The sequence below is a fragment of the Anaerobacillus sp. QJM3NY_32 genome (assembly GCF_056173645.1).
The window spans coordinates 700395-719702 of sequence record NZ_CM149684.1; the positions used below are offsets into that span (position 1 = coordinate 700395).

Genomic DNA, 19308 nt, shown 5'->3' on the forward strand with positions numbered 1-19308 from the left:
ACTTTAATCAAATGTAGTACCATTGGTAGATAAATAATAAATCATCACTTTCTAGACAGGCCATTGGTCTGTCTTATTTTCATTTAACCACCCATTTATGTAATAAATTTACATTTTATGATGAGCACAAGAAAATTATACCACGTAGATTACAAAGTTGTTATTGGGAAATTCAAAGTGAAATAACGACTTATAAACTCATGTTTTCCTCTATATTTCCCAATACAAACATTAAGAATTCTGTGATAATCTACAAATGTACCAAAAATTCTCACTATTCTGAAACGGAGGAAATGAAATGAAAAAAGGAATTGCCGTTGTACTTGCAACAGGTCTTGCGTTTGGTTCAGCTCTCCCGTCTGCTTCTGCTGCTTCTTCTAACAACTTAAATGCGGAGCAGAAACAAGCCCTGGAAAAAATGGAAATTGTAAAGCAGGATTGGGAAAGTGAACGTAAGGTCCCTTCATTCCTTTCTGGTAAACTATCAGAAAAGAATGTGAAAACAGAGAAAGCCGTGAAATCATATCTTAAGTCAAACGAATCTCTCTTCAAAGTGAAAACGAAAGATTTGAAACTAGTGAATGAAACGACAGATGAGCTCGGAATGACACACTATGAATATGTTCAAACAGTAAAGGGTGTTCAGATCGACGGAGCAAAATTCATCGTACATACGGATGAAAAAGGCGAAGTTACAGCTGTAAATGGAGACCTTCATCCAGAAGCATCTAAGAATTATAAAGGAAGTTCAGATGTAAAGCTTTCTGATAAAGAGGCACTTGAGAAAGCATGGGATCACATTGATGTAAAACCACAGAACGTTGTGAGTGATGAACCAAGCTTTGTAAGAAAATCTGATGCTTTTGATATGGTAGAAAAAAGTGAGAAAGTTGTTTATGAGAAAGATAACAAGTACTACCTAACTTATAAAGTACAGCTTCAATTCATCGACCCTTATCCAGCAAACTGGCAAGTTTATGTGGATGCTCGCGATGGATCGATCGTAGACGCATATAATGCAGTGGCTGATGGAGCAGAAACAGGATACGGGTATGGCGTCCTTGGCAACTATAAGTCCCTCAACACGTATTATTCAAATGGCACCTACTACCTTTATGACACGACGAAGGCAATGAGCGGTGTGATTGAAACAAGAACAGCTAATAACGGAACATCCCTTCCAGGAAGCTATGCGGTAGATAGCAACAATGCGTTTACGTCTAGTTCTCAAGGTGCAGAAGTGGATGCTCATTACAATGCTGGTGTTGTGTATGACTATTACAAGAATACACATAATCGCAATAGCTTTAATAACAATGGAGCCACGATTCGTTCAACTGTACATTATGGATCGAATTACAACAATGCGTTCTGGAATGGCTCACAAATGGTTTACGGTGATGGAGATGGATCAGTATTCGCTCCGCTATCAGGTGCACTTGATGTAGTGGCTCATGAAATTACTCACGCCGTTACGGAAAGAACAGCTGGACTTCAATATCAGAACCAATCAGGGGCTCTTAATGAATCGATGTCGGACGTATTTGGCTACTTCGTTGAGCCAGGAGACTTCCTAATGGGTGAAGATGTCTATACACCTAACAAGGCAGGAGATGCATTAAGAAGTCTATCTAACCCAGAAGCGTATGGACAACCATCTCATATGGATGACTATTATTATACGTCTTCTGATAATGGAGGAGTTCATACGAACAGTGGAATTCCTAACAAAGCTGCATACCTAACAATTCAAAGCATTGGCAAAGCCAAGGCTGAGAAAGTTTACTATCGCGCACTAAGTCTCTATTTAACGCCTACAAGCAACTTTAGTTCAGCCCGTTCAGCACTACTTCAAGCGACATCAGATCTATATGGTACAGGTACAACATACAATGCTGTTGCAAGCGCCTGGAATCAAGTTGGAGTAAATTAAAGTTAGAGAAGGAAGAGTTCAAACATTGAACTCTTCCTTTTTTTGTTTCGTTCAAGCCAACGATCATGAGCACTTTAGGCAACAGTGAATTTTCGAGCATGATTCATAAAGTGCAGGAGATAGTAAAGAAGGTAGAGATCAGGTATGCTTTTACATTGTTTTGATCACCGCATGTTTATGAAACAGAAGTAAAAGGAATTTTCCAATACTGTGGGATATTGGTTATAATGAGAAGATACTTACGATCGGAGGCTCTATATGGAACATTTAGATATGCATCATATTTTTGAACTTGGACTTATCCTTACTATGATTGCAGCGGGTATTACAGCGATAGCTAAGAAACTGAAGCAGCCTTATCCGATTGCCCTTGTGATTATTGGCACTTTAATCGGATTGTTTAACATTCCCGTACTTGAACCGCTTAAAATGTTTATTACGGAGGGTGACGTTTTTAATTTTGTTATTTTAACGATTTTCCTTCCTGCACTTCTAGGGGAAGCAGCGCTAAAATTGCCTTTCTCCCATTTAAATCAAAACAAAAAGCCGATCATTGCCCTGGCTTTTGGTGGAACCTTCCTTTCCTTTCTAGTGATCGGATTCTCAACACACTTTCTTCTTGGATTATCAATTCCAGTTTCGTTCGTCTTTGCTGCATTAATGAGTGCAACAGATCCCGTTAGTGTATTATCGATTTTTAAAAGTATGGGCGTAAATCACAAACTCTCTACAGTAATTGAGGGAGAGAGCTTATTTAATGATGGGCTTGCAGTTGTTTTATTTAAAATATCAGCCTTCTCTCTTTTAGCTTATCTTGATATGGGCTGGGGCGGCTTAACGAGCGGTGCTTTTGAATTCATAAAAGTTGTTGCTGGTGGATTGCTTGTCGGTGGAGGATTAGGATATGCGATTTCAATCCTTACAAAGTACTTTGATGATTATCCACTTGAAATTATTTTTAGTATTCTCCTTTTCTATGGTTCCTATTTAACTGCAGAAAGTATCCATGTTTCCGGGGTTATTGCAGTAGTTGTAGCAGCTTTAACGTTTGGTAATTTTGGTTCGAAAGTTGGAATGAGTCCAACAACAAGATTAAATATCAACAACTTTTGGGATGTTGCCGCTTTATTAGCAAATTCCATTGTTTTCTTAATGGTTGGTCTTGAAATTACTCGAATTAATTTCGCCGATCAGTGGGGTACGATAGGACTTGCGCTTTTAATTGTTCTAATAGGTAGAAGTATTGCAGTCTATGGAAGCACCTTACTTGTTAAAGGTCTTCCGTGGTCATGGAGACATGTCCTTAATTGGGGCGGTTTAAAAGGGTCGTTATCCATAGCGCTAGTCCTTAGTCTTCCGGGAGATTTTGCAGGACGAGACACCGTTTTGATTCTTACATTTAGTATTGTTTTATTTTCATTAGTTGTTCAAGGTCTAACGATTAAACCACTAATTAGCTACTTCGGTTTAAGAGCGAAGCATAGCGGATCGAAAGAGTATGAAGACATTGTTGCGAATCTGCATCGTCATGAAGCTGGAGTTGCAGAAATTAAAAAACTGAAGACACAGCTATTCGTTCCCGAACCAGTTTTTTCTGAATTGTTGACAAGTTACCAGAATGAAATTGACAACAGTCATCGTGAACTTGATGCTTTATTAGATCAATATCCTGAACTTAAAAAAAGTCAGTTAATTACGTTACGAAAGCACTCACTTTATGCCCAGTACGATAAAATTAACGAGCTAGAACAGGAAGAAATCATTTCAGGTGAAATAGCTGGAAAGTATAAAGAACTATTAAATAATGGGCTGGCGGATTTTGAAGAAGAAGAAGTTGTGAAAGATTCGAAAAGAAAACATTAAGCTGCTACATTTGTAGCAGCTTTTTCCTTTGGCTTGCATATCCTAGTAAAGAAAGGGACAAAGCACGTGCAATGATGGGAATATTCCGTTTATTATTAAATGATCGGGGTATTGTTTACAGTAAGTAAAGCAATAAGGTATAGTGTAAAAAGTCATTTTCAACCACAAGAAAATAACTCATAAGGAGGACTTTTGAGAGAAAATGCCTTATCTTCAGACCGATCGTCTGACCATTATTCCTTTCTCATTTGATTTAATTAAAGCTATGACTGATAAGAAAGAATTAGAGAAGCTGTTACATGTTGAAGTACCTGAAGAGTTTAAAAATGTGCAGTTCGAAGAATTCCTACCTTTTCATCTAAATGACTCTGCTATTTCAAGAGTGAGTCACAAGTGGGAAGGCATATTGATTCATACTTCTGATGAAAAAGTAATCGGCACGATGGGATATAAAAATATGGAAGCGTCAAGTAATCTTGAAGTTGGGTATCATCTGATACCTGAGTATCGTAACAAGGGGTACGCCATTGAAATGGCCAGCGCCCTCGTTAACTGGGCATTTCCAGACGAAAAAGTGAACAATAAAGTGTCTTCAGAAGAAGTAAACAACGTCATGGAACGAATTGGATTATCAAAACTAACGGTTGAACCACCTGTTGTTAAAAACAAAATAGATGAAGAAAAATTCATGAAGGAAAATGAATATATGTAAAACCCTACAAAAAAACTGTAGGGTTTTTTTATGTGAATTTCGCGTGATAATCATTAGAATCCATACCTTCAGTGATACTTACAAAAATAGAGGAATTTGGAGATTTTTGTCGAATATTTTATGGTATAATCATCATTGCTTTGAAAAATATGTAACTGCATGAGCGGGGTAAGGAGCTAATATGCGTTCACCTATACGTAATGAAATCAAGATTGAGGAAGAAAGACGGGCAAATAAGTTATTTATCTTTCTGTTTTTTGTATCCGTTATTTTATATGATGTGTATCGGTTTATTATTAGTCCTTTAATCGATCCCGATACGACTATGATCTTGCTAAATGAATCGAAAGAACTCATTCCACTAATGATGATCTATGCCATCGAATTTTCATTAATTCCTATTTCCAAGTGGTATTCAAATAGAGAGCAGCCTTTTGCTACAAAATATTTCTTTTTTGTAGTATTCATGGCGACTGCTCTCATTACAGAGATTTTTCGGTACATTGGAACAGACGAGATGTATGCTAGCGGAAGCCCAGTTGAGCTATTCTTTGTTTTGTTCTCTCCTTTGTTCGTGAACAAACGATTTTATATTACTGTTGTGGCTGGAATAACAGGGAAGTATGCCATTATGGGCTTTCTTACAATGTCGCCAGTCGTTGTATTTCCGATTCTTATACTTCTTTTATTCTCGGGAATTACGTTTATTATTTTAAATCGATTCCAATCCTATTTAAACACAATTGTGAAATCGTATGAGCAAGCTGCGCATAATGAGAAGTTAGCTTTTATTGGAAGGATTGCGACTGGAGTCACTCACGAAATTAAGAACCCTTTAACTTCTCTTAAAGGATTTGTACAGCTGCAAGAATCGGAGCAAACCTACAACCCGAAATATTCTAAGATTATGCTACAGGAGTTAGAACGATTAACGATAATCGTTAATGATTTAATGGTGATTGGCAAGCCACAATCAATTAATTTGAAACCGATTAACTTAACGGACTGTCTCGAATACGTTGTTAGTTTATTGCAGCAGGAAGCAGAACATAAGCAAATCACGATTTATACTAACTTTCCAGAAGAGCAAGTTCAGATCATGGGGGAAGACGTTAGGTTGAAACAAGTTATACTTAACTTGGTGAAAAATGCAATGGAAGCGATGCCTGATGGAGGAGAAATTCGCTTGAAGCTTGTTAATGATGGTGATTGGACAACTATTCATATCATGGATAGAGGAGTTGGAATTGCCGAAGAAGACATTCCGCATTTAGATCAAGCTTTTTATACAACGAAAGAAAATGGGACTGGGCTTGGTTTAATGGTCAGCTATAAAATTGTAGAGGATCACCATGGTAAAATTGACGTACATAGTGAAGTGAATCACGGGACAACTTTTTCAATTAGCTTTCCCATACTGTCACATTCCTTAGACAACACAGTAGTTAATTTGGCGTCATACCAGGGGGATAACGGACATACCCTGTAGAAAAAATGAAATGACGTTAAATATCAAACAATATCAAAAATATCACATATTTAGGAAACGACCGTCATCTCTCGTTACAATAGAACTATAAACAAATCAAAAGGGAGAAAGGGTGACCGGGGAATGGGTTACTATGACGATAATCAATCAAGAGCGAAACAGACAAAAAGAGGGATGAATTGGTTTTTACCGAGTACGTTCGGCGCAATTGTCGGAGCATCCGTTATGCTTGTTGCGGCGCCGCTCGTCTCGAATGTAGAACAGTCTTCAACAAATCAAGCGGCGGTAACCACTACTGCAAGTGGAGGTGTTGAAACTTCCAATGTAGCATACAATGTCTCATCTGATATAACAACGGCTGTTCAAAAAGCACAGGACGCTGTCGTAAGTATTACAAGCTATCAAAACCAGGGGAGTGGATTTTCTTTAGAAGATCCATCCGGTCAATCGGGACAGGCTGCTGCATCAGGGTCTGGTGTTATTTACAAGAATGAGGGCGGAAAAGCCTATGTAGTGACGAATAACCACGTAGTTGAAGGTGCGTCTTCAGTAGATGTAACGTTAAGCAATGAGAAAAAAGCAGAGGCGAAGGTACTTGGTACGGATGCGTTAATGGACTTAGCTGTGTTAGAAATTGATGCGAAGGATGTTGAAGCAGTTGCCGAACTTGGTTCTTCTTCTAGTCTACAAACAGGGGAACCTGCTATTGCGGTTGGGAATCCATTAGGCTTCCTTCAAGGATCTGTGACGCAGGGAATTATTAGTAACCCAAGTCGTACGATTCCTGTTGATCTTGACCAGAATGGACAGCCTGATTATGAGGCGGATGTTATTCAAACTGATGCATCGATTAATCCCGGTAACAGTGGTGGTGCATTAATTAATATTAAAGGTCAATTAATTGGTATTAACTCATCCAAAATTGCAGAAGAAACAGTTGAAGGCATCGGATTTGCGATTCCGATTGACGATGCGCAACCGATCATTGAGCAGCTTGAAATGACAGGTGAAGTAAAGCGTCCAGTAATGGGAGTTACACCTGCCTCGTTAGCTGAAGTTCCAACGCAATATTGGACTGGTACGCTTAATTTACCTGAAGGTGTAGAGAGCGGAGTAGTTCTAATGGGCATTGCTCCTAATTCTCCAGCTTCAGACGCAGGGTTGAAAGAAAGAGATGTCGTCGTTAAGCTTGATGATACGGAAGTAAAGGATTCAGCCGCACTTCGTAAGTACTTGTATTCCAATAAAAAAGTTGGAGATAAAATGGATGTAACGTTCTATCGTGACGGAAAACAACAGACTGTTTCAATGACTCTAGCTAATCAGAATGGACTTTAAATATCAAAAAACCCTCTGGATCATGCATCCAGAGGGTTTTCGTTATGAATGGGCTTTTTAGCACCATTGATTTTTGTGAGAAAATAGAAGACAGGCGTATCTAAAAGAGCAAGCGCCATTTTAATCACAAATTGTGAAAGAATCATGATCCATATGTTAGGGACCGTTCCGATAAACGCAATTGTGATGAAAATGGTTGTATCAAGTAGCTGAGATGTCAGTGTACTCACGTTATTCCGAAGCCACTTATGACGGTCAGCTGTACGTTTCTTAATCGCAGAGAAAATATAAACGTCTACGTGTTGCGAAACGAGATAGGCTGCAAGGCTGGCAAGAACAAATCGATAATTCTGACCTAGGAGAATTTCGTATGCCGCCTGCGTATCAGTTGCAAAAGGTGCTACAGGTAAAAGCATACCAAGATAAATCATAATACTAGCAAAAATTTGCGCAATAAATCCATACTGAACGGTTCGTTTTGCTTCTTCTTTCCCGTAGTTCTCGTGAATGATATCTGTGAATAGAAACGAAAAGGCGTACATCACAACGGCCGCGGGAATCACGAAACTTCCGATCATCACCACTTTTCCTGCTAGTACGTTTGCGATCACAATGGAAGTCGCAAATAACACGTTAAACAGGACAAGTTGACGGTCGATGTATTGATTCGTCATATTATGATGCTGCTTTCTCACGAACAGCTGTTGTTTTTAGCTCGATACCGCCTCGTGCTGATTGATAAACTGTAATTGTAACTTTCAAAGGGTCGATTGCGTAGACAACATCATCTGCGATGCGGGCAGCTAGTGTCTCGCAGAAGCTTCCTTCGTCACGGTAAGACCAGAGGTAAAATTTCAGTGATTTTGACTCGATGCATTTTTCATCGGGTACATATGAAATTTCAACTCGTCCAAAATCAGGCTGTCCTGTTTTGGGACAAACTGCTGTGAATTCGAGTGCATTAAACGTGATTTCCTGAACGTTCGGTGCATCAAATGCTTCGTTTTTTATTACTTCTCGTGCTTGTTCTACGCTTTCCGGGCGAGGCATTGGTCCGGAAGAAGGTAGCCATGCTTTATCCATGCTATTCATTCTAATTCCTCCTTTAGTTTTGATGAAGCAGGAAGGTTACGAACTGCTGTCATACAACGTTGTCTATTATAACAGAGCAGCATTCTGATGCGAAGAAAGAAGTTCATGTCAAATTTTTTAGTTTAGCTTTTAACATAAAGGGAAAGAAAAAACTAGCTAAGTAAACTAAGAAAGACAATAGGAGGAATCGTCATGCAAACGACAACGACAGTAAACGAAGAAAAGAACGGAAAGCTTGTTAAAGGTATTTTGGTAGGCGCGATTGTAGGTGGCGCTGTAGCTATGCTTGATTCAACAACTCGAAACAAAGTACGCTCAACAGCAGGAAACGTAAAAGATTCTTCAAGAGGTTTCTATACGCGTGTGAAGGAAAACCCTGGCGAAGTGAAGGACGACTGGATGGATCGTATTCAATCAGCATCTTCAGTACTAAAGGAAGCAATGAATGATGCACAATCACTTTATGAAAAAGTAAATGATGAAGTGGTTGATCAGGTGAATCAGGTAAAAGAAGATTCAACAGAAGTGATTTCAACAGCGAAAGAAGCTGGAGAAGACCTGCATGAAATTGGAAGTAAAGTAAAAGAAGCAGGTCAGGAAGTATCTGATTCTAGTGAAAATCAATATGAGCCAACAAATATTCCAGGAAGCGAAACGCGTACACCTGGAAATACATCTTCCAATCCGAATACGAGCTTGTAATTGAACGAACATCACCATATAAAAGATTAATGAAGGATTAACAAAGAAGGCTTCCGCTTATAAAGAGCGGAAGCCTTCTTTTTAATTTAGTTACGAAATGTAAGATGCACCAATGATTATTAAAAGAATAAACAAAACAACGATTAACGCAAAACCTTGACCGTAACCACTCATGATTGTTCCTCCCGTCAATATGTGTCGCTTCTTTACTAACGTATGTTGGGAGGTGGAAATGTGGACGTAGGCATTAGCCCTTTTTGGGTGGGCAGGCTATATCGTTTGGATAGCAGAAGCAGGGTAGTCCGTAAATATCGCTGAACAACCGAGTTTTTGGAGGTTGGATACTTGTAGAGGATCATTTACTGTGAAAGCTCGCACAGGAATTCCGCGCTTCTGGGTGTTTTTCATTAAATGTTCATCCACTGCCTGCCATTCTATGTGAAGACTTTGAGCTCCAACGCGTTGAAGGTAGTCCCATGGATCAATGATTTTTTCCATTAAAAGAACAGCTGTTTCAATTTTATCGTTTTTTTGTGCGAGTTTCTGAATACTATAATGATTGAAGGATGACAGAATGGTTCGGTCGCAAAGCTTATAGTAAGTAAGAAGATCCAGGACGCGATCTTCTAGACTATTATACGGAAAAACGCCATTCTTCAGTTCAATGTTTAAGAGTAAAGAAGTGGAAGACACCCATTCCAACACGTCTTTTAATGAAGGGATCGACGTTCCCTGAAAGCGGTTGGAGAATGTTTGGCCAGCGTCTAATCGGATAAGATCTTCGTAAAGAAAGTCTTTTACAAAACCGATGCCATTCGTTGTTCGCTCAACTCGTTCATCATGAATAACAACAGGGACAAGATCTTTAGTTAATTGAACGTCGAGTTCGATTCCGTGAGCACCAGCTCTATGAGCAGCCTGGAATGAAAGGAGTGTATTCTCAGGGTGCGTACCTGATGAACCGCGGTGTCCATAAATTTGAAATGAAGAAGCCATAGGTCACCTCTTTCTGATTTGGATTTAGAAATCCATCTATGTAATGTATTCGCTCATGGATTCATTTTTCCTTTGATTTCATATATCAAGTTCATGCTAAAGGAGAGTTTGAATCAATTTGAATGGATTATGATAAAGGTGTGTTATGCCTGTTATAAGGAAGGGAGAGAATAGTGTGTCTAAAGGAGTTGCTTTACCTGAAGCTCACTCTCATTATTTTCGTGGGAGCATCGAAAACCGATACAATCATCACCATTTAAGTATGATAGGTTTTAGTTTGCCTGTAAATGGGACTTCGTTTGATCAACATGTTCACCGTATTGAAGGGATTACGGTAATGGATCAGGGTCACCAACACCGTTATAGCGTTCGATCTAGTCCGCCGATTACATTACCTGGTGGTGGTCATTATCATACGTTTAGCGGTGAAACGATATCAAAAGAAAAGCATGAGCATTATTTCTCTGGTCAAACGAGTCCTCCTATAGGAAATCCTCCAGCGGATTGGTAGATCAGTTAAATGGGGTGTTTTCCTTCAATGAATTGAAACCTAAGCCTCATGATTGGCAGTTATTAAAAAAGGCGATGCACATGGCATCGCTTTTTTTACATTTTAATTTCTCGTTTGTTTTGATAAAACGTGAATGCTAGGGCACCAATCAGAATCGTGCCTTTAATAATATCTTGAGCATAATAAGGAACATTCAACATTGTTAGCCCATTTAATAGAATTCCAATTAAGACAGCTCCAATGAACGTACCGAATGCATTTGGTTTTCCGGAACCAAGTACAGAATAACCAATCAATGCTGCGGCAACGCCGTCCATAAGTAAAGGTGCACCGGCAGAAACCTGACCAGTTCCAATTCTTGAAGCAAGAACAATTCCAGCAATTCCGGCAAACAGTCCGCTAAGTACGTAGGCGAGCGTACGATATCGTTGAACCGCAACACCTGATAATCTTGCAGCTTCTCGATTACTGCCTGTCATGTAGAGTAATCTTCCCGCTCGTGTATAAGTGAGAAAAAGGTGAACGAGAATGACGCAAACAATCATAAAAATCGCTGGAAAAGGAACGCCCGCGATTTCACCCTGGCCAATAAAAAGAAAAGATGGAATGAATTTGCCTGGGGCGGTTGTCCCGTCACTCATAGGCATATTGTTGTAAATGGAAAAACCTTTCGTATAAGTTAGTTGAATCCCATTCACGATATACATAACGGCTAGCGTTGCAAGAAGATCAGGGATTCTTATTTTAATTGTTATGAAGGCATTTATTAAGCCAATCAATACCCCGATCAGAATAGGAATGAGTAGAGCGACGAGAAGTTCTTGCCGATACCAGACTAAGGCAGATGCGCTCGCAACAGTAGCGAGACTAACGGTTGAGCCAACAGATAAGTCAAAACCTCCAACAATTAATGTAAAGGTAACACCGAGTGCAACGAGTGTCACAATTGAAATGGAGCGAAGGATATCCGCAAAGTTACTGTAAGTAAGAAAGCGATCGTTAAGAATAGTGAAGATGAGAATAAGTCCAACGATGACGAGTAACGTACCATATTTGACGAAAAAGCTGATCACTTTATCCTTGAATGGTGAGGCGATCCCTCTTTGATTTTGTGTTTGTACGAGTTCAGCTGCTGATTTCAATCTTCCTACCTCCTGTAGCTGCTTGCATAATGGCTTCCTCTGTCATCTCTTCACCTGTGAGCGTGGCAGTAATTTCGCCATCGTACATGACAAGGATTCTATCTGATAGATCAAGAAGCTCTTCGATTTCGCTGGAAAAATATATAACCCCTTTCCCTTGATCGGCAAGCTCTTTTATTAGAGCTATCACTTCTGCTTTGGCTTTCACATCAATGCCTTTTGTTGGTTCATCAAAGAGAAATACTTTCTGATCATCGTATAACCATTTTCCGATAGCTGCTTTCTGTTGATTTCCCCCACTGAGATGATGGATCGGTTCTTTAGGTGAAGCTGCTTTAATGCCGAGCTGAGTTATTTGCCTGGATGAATAATTTTCCTCTTTTTTTCGATTAAGGAATCCTCTGAGTGAATGACGCCGTAGAGAAGGGAGCGTTAGGTTTTCTGATAATGAGAAATCGAGTAGAATACCCGATTTTCTTCGCTCTTCTGGTACAAGACAAATCCCGGCTTTAATCGCGTCAGCTGGAGAGCGAAAGCGGTATGTTTGGTTGTTAATGTGAACACATCCTCTTGTATGCTTTGTTGCTCCAAAGAGGGTTAATGCCGTTTCCGATTTTCCTGCACCTACAAGTCCTGCGACACCAATGATTTCTCCATGATTCAATAAGAAATTCACTGTTTTTCCAGTTTCGGGTATAAAGAGATTCTCAGCCCGCATTAAAGCATGACTCGTGCTCTTTGTTTGACGGGGTTCTTTTTTTCTAAGGGTTGATCCAACCATACTGGAAATGATCTCATCCGCTGAAACAGTTTTTGTTTCAGCGGAAAGATGAACTTTGCCGTCTCGTAAAATCGTAAAACGGTCGCTTATTTCTTCTATTTCTGGCATGCGGTGAGAAATGTAAATCATCCCCACGCCTTTCTTCTTCAGTTTGTTAATAAGATGAAATAATAGCTTTGTTTCCTCTACACTAAGTGGAGCAGTTGGTTCATCCAGGATCAAATATTGCGTCTCCTGTGCCATTGCTCGAGCAATTAAGATCATTTGTTTCTCTGACAGCGAGCATTCGCAAGCCAGTTTATCAGGTGTTAAAGTAATACCGAGAGAGTTAAGTAAATCTCTTGTTCGTTGCCGTTCTTTGTTAGAAGAATAGCGTTTGAAAGGAGATTTATTCATTGAGTCAGCCCAAATATTTTCAGAAACGGATAGGGTAGGAAACAAAGCCGTATCGACTTCTTGTACAACCATTCCGATGCCAGCTTTTTTTGCATCGGAAGGTGTATGAATCGGTAGAGGTTCTCCGTTAAGTAAAATAGAACCGCTGTCTCGTTCATAGTCTCCACAAACCATTTTCATAAGCGTGCTTTTACCAGCTCCATTCGTACCGAGCAGGGCGTGCACTTCGCCTGAACGAATCGTTAGGGAGACGTTTTTTAATACAGGGATATTTCCGAATGATTTAGAAATGTTTTGAATGTATAACTCACTCATTTGCTATCATCCTGTTGCGTTAATTTCTCCATCCACGGAGAAATAGCTGCGTCAGAAGAGCCCCAGTCATCGACGTAATTGCCTAATTCACTCATTGAAATGGTTTCGTCTGGTAAATCAGATTGTTTTACTAGATGCGGATCAAGTGAGAAAATCTCAGGCGTTTCTTCTCCAGCAATTTTCTGATAAGCAAAACGTACTTGAACACGTCCTACTTCCGCCGGATCAGTAGCGGCAGATGAAAGCCATGGGCTATTATCCTTTTGCATCATTTGGAGATCTTCGTCACTCATGTCGATGCCATAAACTTTGATTTCTTCTCGACCAGCTTGCTCAATGGCACGAGTAGCGCCTTTCGCAAATTCATCCCATGGGGCAAATACAGCATCAATATCTCCTTTGTTTGGATATTGCTTTAGAATAGTTTCCATTTGGGTTTGGGTATCAAGAGCTGTATTAGCACTCGCGGTCCCGAACTTAGCGATTTCATTGATTTCTGGATAGCGCTCCTGGAAGGCCTCATAAATCGCATTTCGTCGCTCCATGGGCGCAAATCCTCCTACCCACACATAGACAATATTTCCTTCACCATTTAAATCTTGAGCAAGCGTTTTTAATGTATTCCATGCAAGACTATAATCATCTTGATCAATAACTGTTACACCTGGCACGTTAATATCGCTATCAAACACAACGACAGGTATGCCTTTATCAACGGCTTTTTTCACTCCAGCTTCGAGTGCATCTGCTCGGCCATGATCAATTAAGATCGCATCGACTTTTTGGTTGATGGCTGTATCAAGGTGTGTAGCCATTTTGGAAAGGTCATTATCAGCATTATAAACTTGAACGCTTCCGCCAAATTTTTCAACCTGATCTTCAACTCCTTTTACGTACTGGGAAGAAAATGTACCGAGGGATGCTTGCATAATCGCTGCTATTTTGATAGGTTTTTGAACTTCTTTTGGAATGTCTGAAGAAACTTTAGACGTTTCTTCACCCGTGTTCGTAGTTGCCTCACTTGATTCCGTATTGCTTGCTTCTGGTGCACTTACGGCATCTTGCTCACTCGTACAAGCTGCAAGCACGACGAGAAGAAGAATGGATAAAATAAGTCCTAAGCGTTTCATGAATGTACCTCCGTGTTTTTAGCGTGTGGGAAAGCAAGATGAGCAAGGTTTTCAGCAGACGGTGTTCGAACGATACCGTGCTCCGTAATGATTCCGTTAAGTAATTCATTTGGCGTCACATCAAAAGCAGGATTAAATACACCAATGTTTTCAGCTGCAACACGTTCACCTTTATAGTGCGTGACTTCTTTCGTGTCTCGCTCCTCAATCGGAATCGCTTCTCCGTCAGGGATCGAGTAGTCAATTGTTGAGATGGGTGCAGCAACATAAAAAGGAACGTTGTATGCTTTTGCGATATGGGCAAGGCCGAGCGTACCAATCTTATTAGCTGTATCACCATTTGCAGCAATCCGATCAGCACCAACAATTACTGCAGCGATTTTCTTTGTTTTTAATACGTGAGCTACCATACTGTCTGTAATAAGCGTAACGTCAATACCAGCACGCTCAAGCTCCCATGCGGTTAATCGAGCACCCTGTAGAACTGGTCTGGTTTCCGTCGCAATTGCAGAGATGGAGAGACCGTTTTCCTTTGCCAGATGGAGAGGCGCAAGAGCAGTCCCGTATTTTGCTGTTGCGATCCCACCTGCATTGCAGTGTGTGAGGATGGTATCCCCATCATTTAATAGCTTCAGACCATGTTCTCCAATACGCTGACAGACAAGTTCATCCTCTTTATGGATAGTAAGTGCTTCGTGCAGAATCGCTTCTTTCATTTTTTGAACTGTTGGTAAGGAAAAGCTAGCTCGGATGATGCGATCGATCGCCCAAGAGAGATTAACTGCAGTGGGACGAGAGGAGGCAAGATATTTTCCTTGGTTGACTAGCGCTGTCTTGAACGCTGTTGCTTCGTTTGTTTGAACATGCTGACTCCAAAGAACAAGACCATACGCTGCGGCGATTCCAATGGCTGGTGCTCCGCGGACCACAAGGGCAGAAATGCTATTCCAGACATCCTCGATTGCCGTTTGCTTAAGGTAGATCTCTTGTTGTGGAAGATGCCGTTGATCGAGGAGTAAGAGATGATCACCTTTCCACTGGAGTGATGAGATAACAGTCATTTAAATGACCTCCTTGATTGCTTTAATGTATTGTTCAATCGAAGTGATGCTTTTTCGGTCTAAAATAAGTTTTTTTCCAAGGGTAAGCGCCTTTTTTTCCACAGCGAGTTTTACTCTTGGATCACTGATCGTCTCGATCTCTTCTACATGAGCAAGTCCAATCGTTCTTCGGATGATTTTACAGCCGGAAAATCCAATGCTATCGACAAAAATAGATTGTAGAAGAGCGTCTAGGTATCCTCTCGAATAACGATTATCTTCTGAGAGATGGTCGTCCCATAATGATCGGAAAGTAGATTCAAATACGTTCCAAACCTCGGTAGTGACGCCAAATAAATAAGCGAGGTATCCTTCTTTCTCTTCTTCTGATCTATGGGCCTCCTGCGACAGGATACTAAGCGCAATATTGGCGATAAAAGCACCGACATCAAAACCAGCTGGCCCATAGAAAGCAAATTCTGGATCGATTATTTTGGTTGAGCTTTCCGTAACAAACAGGCTACCTGTATGTAAGTCCCCATGTATCAAAGCTTCTCCTTTTGTTAAAAAAGAGTGTTTGAGGGAGGCCACTTCAGTGAGGAAATCGTCATCTTCCCAGAGCGATTCAACATCTGCTCGAAGCTCTTCTGTAAAGGCATTGCTTTCGGCATTATAGAAAGGATCTGAAAATACGAGGGTTTCTGTTATGCCACATAAGTCTGGATTACTAAACCGTTTGGCAAGCTCTTTCTTATTTGCCGAACCAAGACCGTAGTCAGAAGTGAAAAAGAGCGTATGAGCGAGGTAGGTACCGACGTTTCTTGCAAGTTCAGGATATATACGTCCTTCAATAAGTCCTTTGCGTAAAATAGTGTGCGTTGATAAATCTTCCATAACCGTTGCGGCTTTTTCAGAGTCATGCAAATAAACGATTGGAGAAAAGTCAGGAACGAGCGAGTGAGCTTGCTTGAGCGCCTCGCTTTCAATTCTGGACCGATCAAGTGTAAGCGGCCAGGATTCGCCAACTACTTTGGCATAAGGCAAGGCTTGTTTGACGATCCAGGATTGTCCTGTTTTCTTGTGTTGAACATGAAAGACATAATTTAAATTGCCATCGCCAATTTCCTTTACATGAACAGGAGCGGTGCGATCCAAAAGCTCGTGATGCTCTAAAAATTGCACAACTGTTTCGCTTGTAAACGGTGTGTACCCTGAAGTGATCTGAATACCCATGTAAAATTCCCCTTTCAACTATTTATGGTTGTTGTATTGCATGAAGATCGGAATTTCGGCATAAAAAAAGCCTCTTTCCGAAGAAAGAGGCTTGAAGACAGAGATACTTCACACCTCTTATCTTCCAGAATGAATATCATCCTGTTGGAAGTAGCACCGTGCCATTTAAGTCATCGATTCATCTGGACTTTAAAATAGGTCGGTTGCTGGGCGTCATAGGGCCAAATCCCTCAGCCTGCTCTTGATAAGAGAAAGTTTATGAAATTATTTTACAATTTTTTCGCTTGAAATGTATGTTACATAGAAAGGAACATGTTTGTCAATAATATTTTGAATATTATTTATAAATATCTGGACGTCGATCTTCAAAGATAGGAATGCGACTCCGGATTGATGACATTTCCTCTTCGTCAATAGAACCTGTTAAAATAACCTCTTCTTCTCCTGCTTCTGCGATAATTGTTCCCCACGGATCAATGATCAATGAGTGTCCTCCAAACGTATTATCAGGATCTTCCCCGACACGATTACAAGCAATCACGTAGCACTGATTTTCAATCGCGCGACTGATAAGTAATGCTCGCCAATGATCGGTGCGTTGCTTTGGCCATTCTGCTGGTACGAACAATACTTGGGCACCTTCAACTGCATGAAGGCGAAGCCACTCAGGAAAGCGAATATCATAACAAATGAACCCGGCACATGGGAGTTCTTCAAGTGTAAAATGACTTTTTTCATTTCCAGAAACGAGGAATTTCTCTTCATTCATTAAACGAAACAGGTGCGCTTTGCTATACTCATGAACGAGCTGCCCATCTCGATTGAACACAAGCATGGTGTTCGTTACTTCGCCGTTATGATGCTTAGCGATGGAGCCCCCGACAATATTTACGTCGTTTTTTTTGGCGAGGCGAGATAGAAAAGCAATCGACTTTTCTGCATCAGTATCTCCAATTTCATCAAGACGAGATAAATCATAACCTGTGGACCACAATTCTGGTAAAACGATGATATCTGGTTTGTCACTCACCGCCTTAGAAACAAGCTCTTCAACTTTAGAGAAATTCTTTTCTGGATTGCCAAAAGCAATATCAAATTGCAACAGGGCAAGGTTTTTCATTGATTTGTCCTCCTTACATGTTTAGAAATTGACCTTTACATGGTTGTGTATCCAAGATAACATAACTTATTAGAATTTCTCGAAAATTTTAACAGGATGTGATTCCATTTGAAACAATTTCAAACTTCAGATGCACTTAAACGTTTACCAGAACAATTTTTTGCGAAGCTTGCTGGAAAAGTGAACCGTTATGTAGAGGCGGGATATGACATTATTAACCTTGGCCAAGGAAATCCTGACCAGCCGACGCCTGCACATATTATCGAGTCTTTGCAGCAGGCAGCTGAAAACCCTGCATACCACAAGTATCCGCCATTTAGGGGGCAGCCTTTTCTGAAACAAGCCGCGGCTGAATTCTATAAGCGAGAGTTTGGTGTTGAGCTTGATCCGGAGAAAGAGGTAGCCGTCCTCTTTGGTGGAAAAGCTGGCCTTGTAGAAGTCAGTCAATGTTTGTTAAATAAAAGTGACGTGGCGCTCGTGCCAGATCCTGGCTATCCTGATTATTGGTCTGGAGTTGCGATGGCTGAAGCGGATATGCAAATGATGCCGTTACTTGAACAAAATGATTTTCTGCCTGATTATAGCGCGATCCCAGAGAGTGCTCTTGCAAAAGCAAAGCTCATGTTTTTAAATTATCCAAACAATCCTACCGCTGCTATAGCAACGAAAAGCTTTTTTGATGAAACGGTTAGGTTTGCGGATGCCAATGACATCTGTGTCGTTCATGATTTTGCTTATGGAGCGATCGGATTCGATGGAGAACGTCCTAAAAGCTTTTTGGAAACAGAAGGTGCTAAAGATGTGGGAATTGAGATTTATACTCTTTCCAAAACGTATAATATGGCAGGATGGCGTGTTGGGTTCGCTGTCGGAAACCCATCTGTAGTGGAAAGCATCAACCTGCTTCAGGATCATTTCTACGTTAGTTTGTTTAGTGCAGTGCAAGAAGCAGCTGCAGAAGCTTTACTAGGTTCACAGGAATGTGTTGAGAACCTTCGCCAAACGTACGAATCTAGACGGAATGTATTGATACAGGGGCTTCACGATATTGGCTGGGATGTAACCTCTCCTGCGGGGTCATTTTTTGCCTGGTTAAAAGTACCTGAATCATTTACTTCAGAGGGATTTGCGGACTACTTGCTTGAGAATGTTCAAATTGTAGTTGCGCCTGGGAACGGCTTTGGAGAGTATGGGGAAGGCTATGTGAGAGTAGGCTTATTAACTTCCGAAGAGAAACTCAGGGAGGCAGTTGAACGAATTAATTCTCTTAATCTCTTTTGATTCAGAAAAGTAAAAAAATAGATTGACAGGATTTCCTACGTCTGGCATAATTCGAATCAATTACTTAAACGAATAGTTGCATACTCTTATCCAGAGAGGTGGAGGGACGAGCCCTTTGAAGCCCGGCAACCGATTTTCAAGGTTACTTGAAGACACGGTGCTAATTCTCGCAGCAAAAGCTGGAAGATAAGAGGAAGAGCATGGTGATAACGACCTCTTCCTCGTGAAGGGGTC

The 19308-nt window shown here is 40.6% G+C and carries 18 protein-coding genes and 2 riboswitches; of the genes, 8 read left to right on the plus strand and 10 right to left on the minus strand.

Features of this window, described 5'->3' with window-relative positions; genetic code table 11:
* Positions 1–298 precede the first annotated feature (298 nt).
* The 5 genes from AC0VYH_RS03850 (at position 299) to AC0VYH_RS03870 (ending at position 7335) form a co-directional block, all read left to right on the plus strand.
* Positions 299–1933, plus strand: a complete 1635-nt coding sequence (locus tag AC0VYH_RS03850; RefSeq protein ID WP_475373314.1) for a M4 family metallopeptidase — start codon at positions 299–301, stop codon at positions 1931–1933.
* Positions 1934–2191: 258 nt separating this feature from the next.
* Positions 2192–3796 (plus strand): cation:proton antiporter, encoded by a 1605-nt coding sequence (locus AC0VYH_RS03855; protein ID WP_194219944.1) that lies wholly within the window; start codon positions 2192–2194, stop codon positions 3794–3796.
* A 202-nt stretch (positions 3797–3998) separates the two neighbouring features.
* Positions 3999–4508, plus strand: a complete 510-nt coding sequence (locus AC0VYH_RS03860; protein ID WP_283152946.1) for a GNAT family N-acetyltransferase — start codon at positions 3999–4001, stop codon at positions 4506–4508.
* A gap of 181 nt (positions 4509–4689) precedes the next feature.
* Positions 4690–5997: an ATP-binding protein gene (locus AC0VYH_RS03865; protein ID WP_475366584.1), complete on the plus strand. Its 1308-nt coding sequence runs from the start codon at positions 4690–4692 to the stop codon at positions 5995–5997.
* A 123-nt stretch (positions 5998–6120) separates the two neighbouring features.
* Entirely contained in the window at positions 6121–7335 is a 1215-nt protein-coding gene (locus AC0VYH_RS03870) for a S1C family serine protease (protein WP_475366585.1), read from the plus strand.
* 20 nt (positions 7336–7355) lie between these two features.
* Here the strand turns inward: AC0VYH_RS03870 and AC0VYH_RS03875 are convergent, their stop codons facing one another.
* The gene (locus AC0VYH_RS03875) at positions 7356–8009 is read right to left on the minus strand and encodes a queuosine precursor transporter (RefSeq protein ID WP_430246703.1); all 654 of its coding nucleotides are present in this window, start codon (positions 8007–8009) and stop codon (positions 7356–7358) included.
* Position 8010: 1 nt separating this feature from the next.
* Positions 8011–8427, minus strand: coding sequence for a preQ(1) synthase (queF, locus tag AC0VYH_RS03880; RefSeq protein WP_226615987.1), 417 nt, complete (start codon positions 8425–8427; stop codon positions 8011–8013).
* Between the two features lie 192 nt (positions 8428–8619).
* On the opposite strand from queF, the gene AC0VYH_RS03885 reads away from it, so the two are divergent.
* Positions 8620–9129 (plus strand): YtxH domain-containing protein, encoded by a 510-nt coding sequence (locus tag AC0VYH_RS03885; RefSeq protein ID WP_194219949.1) that lies wholly within the window; start codon positions 8620–8622, stop codon positions 9127–9129.
* Between the two features lie 90 nt (positions 9130–9219).
* Here the strand turns inward: AC0VYH_RS03885 and AC0VYH_RS03890 are convergent, their stop codons facing one another.
* A complete protein-coding gene (locus tag AC0VYH_RS03890) occupies positions 9220–9303 on the minus strand; it encodes a YjcZ family sporulation protein (protein WP_136948306.1) in 84 nt (27 codons plus the stop codon).
* A gap of 96 nt (positions 9304–9399) precedes the next feature.
* Positions 9400–10125 (minus strand): glycerophosphodiester phosphodiesterase, encoded by a 726-nt coding sequence (locus AC0VYH_RS03895; RefSeq protein ID WP_475366586.1) that lies wholly within the window; start codon positions 10123–10125, stop codon positions 9400–9402.
* A gap of 175 nt (positions 10126–10300) precedes the next feature.
* Between AC0VYH_RS03895 and AC0VYH_RS03900 the strand changes: the two genes are divergently transcribed.
* Positions 10301–10636 carry a YmaF family protein gene (locus tag AC0VYH_RS03900; RefSeq protein WP_475366587.1) on the plus strand — a complete coding sequence of 112 codons (336 nt, stop codon included), beginning with the start codon at positions 10301–10303 and terminating at the stop codon, positions 10634–10636.
* Between the two features lie 95 nt (positions 10637–10731).
* Here AC0VYH_RS03900 and AC0VYH_RS03905 read toward each other — a convergent pair whose 3' ends face one another.
* The 6 genes from AC0VYH_RS03905 to AC0VYH_RS03930 all read right to left on the minus strand — a co-directional run bounded on the left by AC0VYH_RS03905 (position 10732) and on the right by AC0VYH_RS03930 (position 17793).
* Entirely contained in the window at positions 10732–11706 is a 975-nt protein-coding gene (locus AC0VYH_RS03905) for an ABC transporter permease (RefSeq protein WP_303533234.1), read from the minus strand.
* Between the two features lie 55 nt (positions 11707–11761).
* Entirely contained in the window at positions 11762–13270 is a 1509-nt protein-coding gene (locus AC0VYH_RS03910) for a sugar ABC transporter ATP-binding protein (protein WP_475366588.1), read from the minus strand.
* A complete protein-coding gene (locus AC0VYH_RS03915; protein WP_475366589.1) occupies positions 13267–14400 on the minus strand; it encodes a sugar ABC transporter substrate-binding protein in 1134 nt (377 codons plus the stop codon). Before AC0VYH_RS03915 ends, AC0VYH_RS03910 begins: the two co-directional genes overlap by 4 nt.
* Positions 14397–15461: an S-methyl-5-thioribose-1-phosphate isomerase gene (mtnA, locus tag AC0VYH_RS03920; protein ID WP_475366590.1), complete on the minus strand. Its 1065-nt coding sequence runs from the start codon at positions 15459–15461 to the stop codon at positions 14397–14399. The genes AC0VYH_RS03915 and mtnA overlap by 4 nt, the downstream gene beginning before the upstream one ends.
* A complete protein-coding gene (mtnK, locus tag AC0VYH_RS03925; protein ID WP_475366591.1) occupies positions 15462–16673 on the minus strand; it encodes an S-methyl-5-thioribose kinase in 1212 nt (403 codons plus the stop codon).
* Between the two features lie 114 nt (positions 16674–16787).
* Positions 16788–16924: riboswitch (SAM riboswitch) on the minus strand.
* Between the two features lie 86 nt (positions 16925–17010).
* On the minus strand, positions 17011–17793 hold the full coding sequence (locus AC0VYH_RS03930) for a carbon-nitrogen family hydrolase (RefSeq protein ID WP_475366592.1): 783 nt from the start codon (positions 17791–17793) through the stop codon (positions 17011–17013).
* Between the two features lie 108 nt (positions 17794–17901).
* Between AC0VYH_RS03930 and AC0VYH_RS03935 the strand changes: the two genes are divergently transcribed.
* Complete coding sequence (locus AC0VYH_RS03935; protein WP_475366593.1) at positions 17902–19074, plus strand: aminotransferase class I/II-fold pyridoxal phosphate-dependent enzyme; 1173 nt, start codon at positions 17902–17904, stop codon at positions 19072–19074.
* 83 nt (positions 19075–19157) lie between these two features.
* Positions 19158–19267, plus strand: a riboswitch (SAM riboswitch).
* Positions 19268–19308 lie beyond the last annotated feature (41 nt).

Excerpts from the sequence above, each read along its gene's own strand:
- AC0VYH_RS03850 (WP_475373314.1), top strand. The coding sequence starts at position 299 with ATGAAAAAAGGAATTGCCGTTGTACTTGCAACAGGTCTTGCGTTTGGT.
- AC0VYH_RS03855 (WP_194219944.1), top strand. The coding sequence starts at position 2,192 with ATGGAACATTTAGATATGCATCATATTTTTGAACTTGGACTTATCCTT.
- AC0VYH_RS03860 (WP_283152946.1), top strand. The coding sequence starts at position 3,999 with ATGCCTTATCTTCAGACCGATCGTCTGACCATTATTCCTTTCTCATTT.
- AC0VYH_RS03865 (WP_475366584.1), top strand. The coding sequence starts at position 4,690 with ATGCGTTCACCTATACGTAATGAAATCAAGATTGAGGAAGAAAGACGG.
- AC0VYH_RS03870 (WP_475366585.1), top strand. The coding sequence starts at position 6,121 with ATGGGTTACTATGACGATAATCAATCAAGAGCGAAACAGACAAAAAGA.
- AC0VYH_RS03875 (WP_430246703.1), bottom strand. The coding sequence starts at position 8,009 with ATGACGAATCAATACATCGACCGTCAACTTGTCCTGTTTAACGTGTTA.
- queF (WP_226615987.1), bottom strand. The coding sequence starts at position 8,427 with ATGAATAGCATGGATAAAGCATGGCTACCTTCTTCCGGACCAATGCCT.
- AC0VYH_RS03885 (WP_194219949.1), top strand. The coding sequence starts at position 8,620 with ATGCAAACGACAACGACAGTAAACGAAGAAAAGAACGGAAAGCTTGTT.
- AC0VYH_RS03890 (WP_136948306.1), bottom strand. The coding sequence starts at position 9,303 with ATGAGTGGTTACGGTCAAGGTTTTGCGTTAATCGTTGTTTTGTTTATT.
- AC0VYH_RS03895 (WP_475366586.1), bottom strand. The coding sequence starts at position 10,125 with ATGGCTTCTTCATTTCAAATTTATGGACACCGCGGTTCATCAGGTACG.
- AC0VYH_RS03910 (WP_475366588.1), bottom strand. The coding sequence starts at position 13,270 with ATGAGTGAGTTATACATTCAAAACATTTCTAAATCATTCGGAAATATC.
- AC0VYH_RS03915 (WP_475366589.1), bottom strand. The coding sequence starts at position 14,400 with ATGAAACGCTTAGGACTTATTTTATCCATTCTTCTTCTCGTCGTGCTT.
- mtnA (WP_475366590.1), bottom strand. The coding sequence starts at position 15,461 with ATGACTGTTATCTCATCACTCCAGTGGAAAGGTGATCATCTCTTACTC.
- mtnK (WP_475366591.1), bottom strand. The coding sequence starts at position 16,673 with ATGGGTATTCAGATCACTTCAGGGTACACACCGTTTACAAGCGAAACA.
- AC0VYH_RS03930 (WP_475366592.1), bottom strand. The coding sequence starts at position 17,793 with ATGAAAAACCTTGCCCTGTTGCAATTTGATATTGCTTTTGGCAATCCA.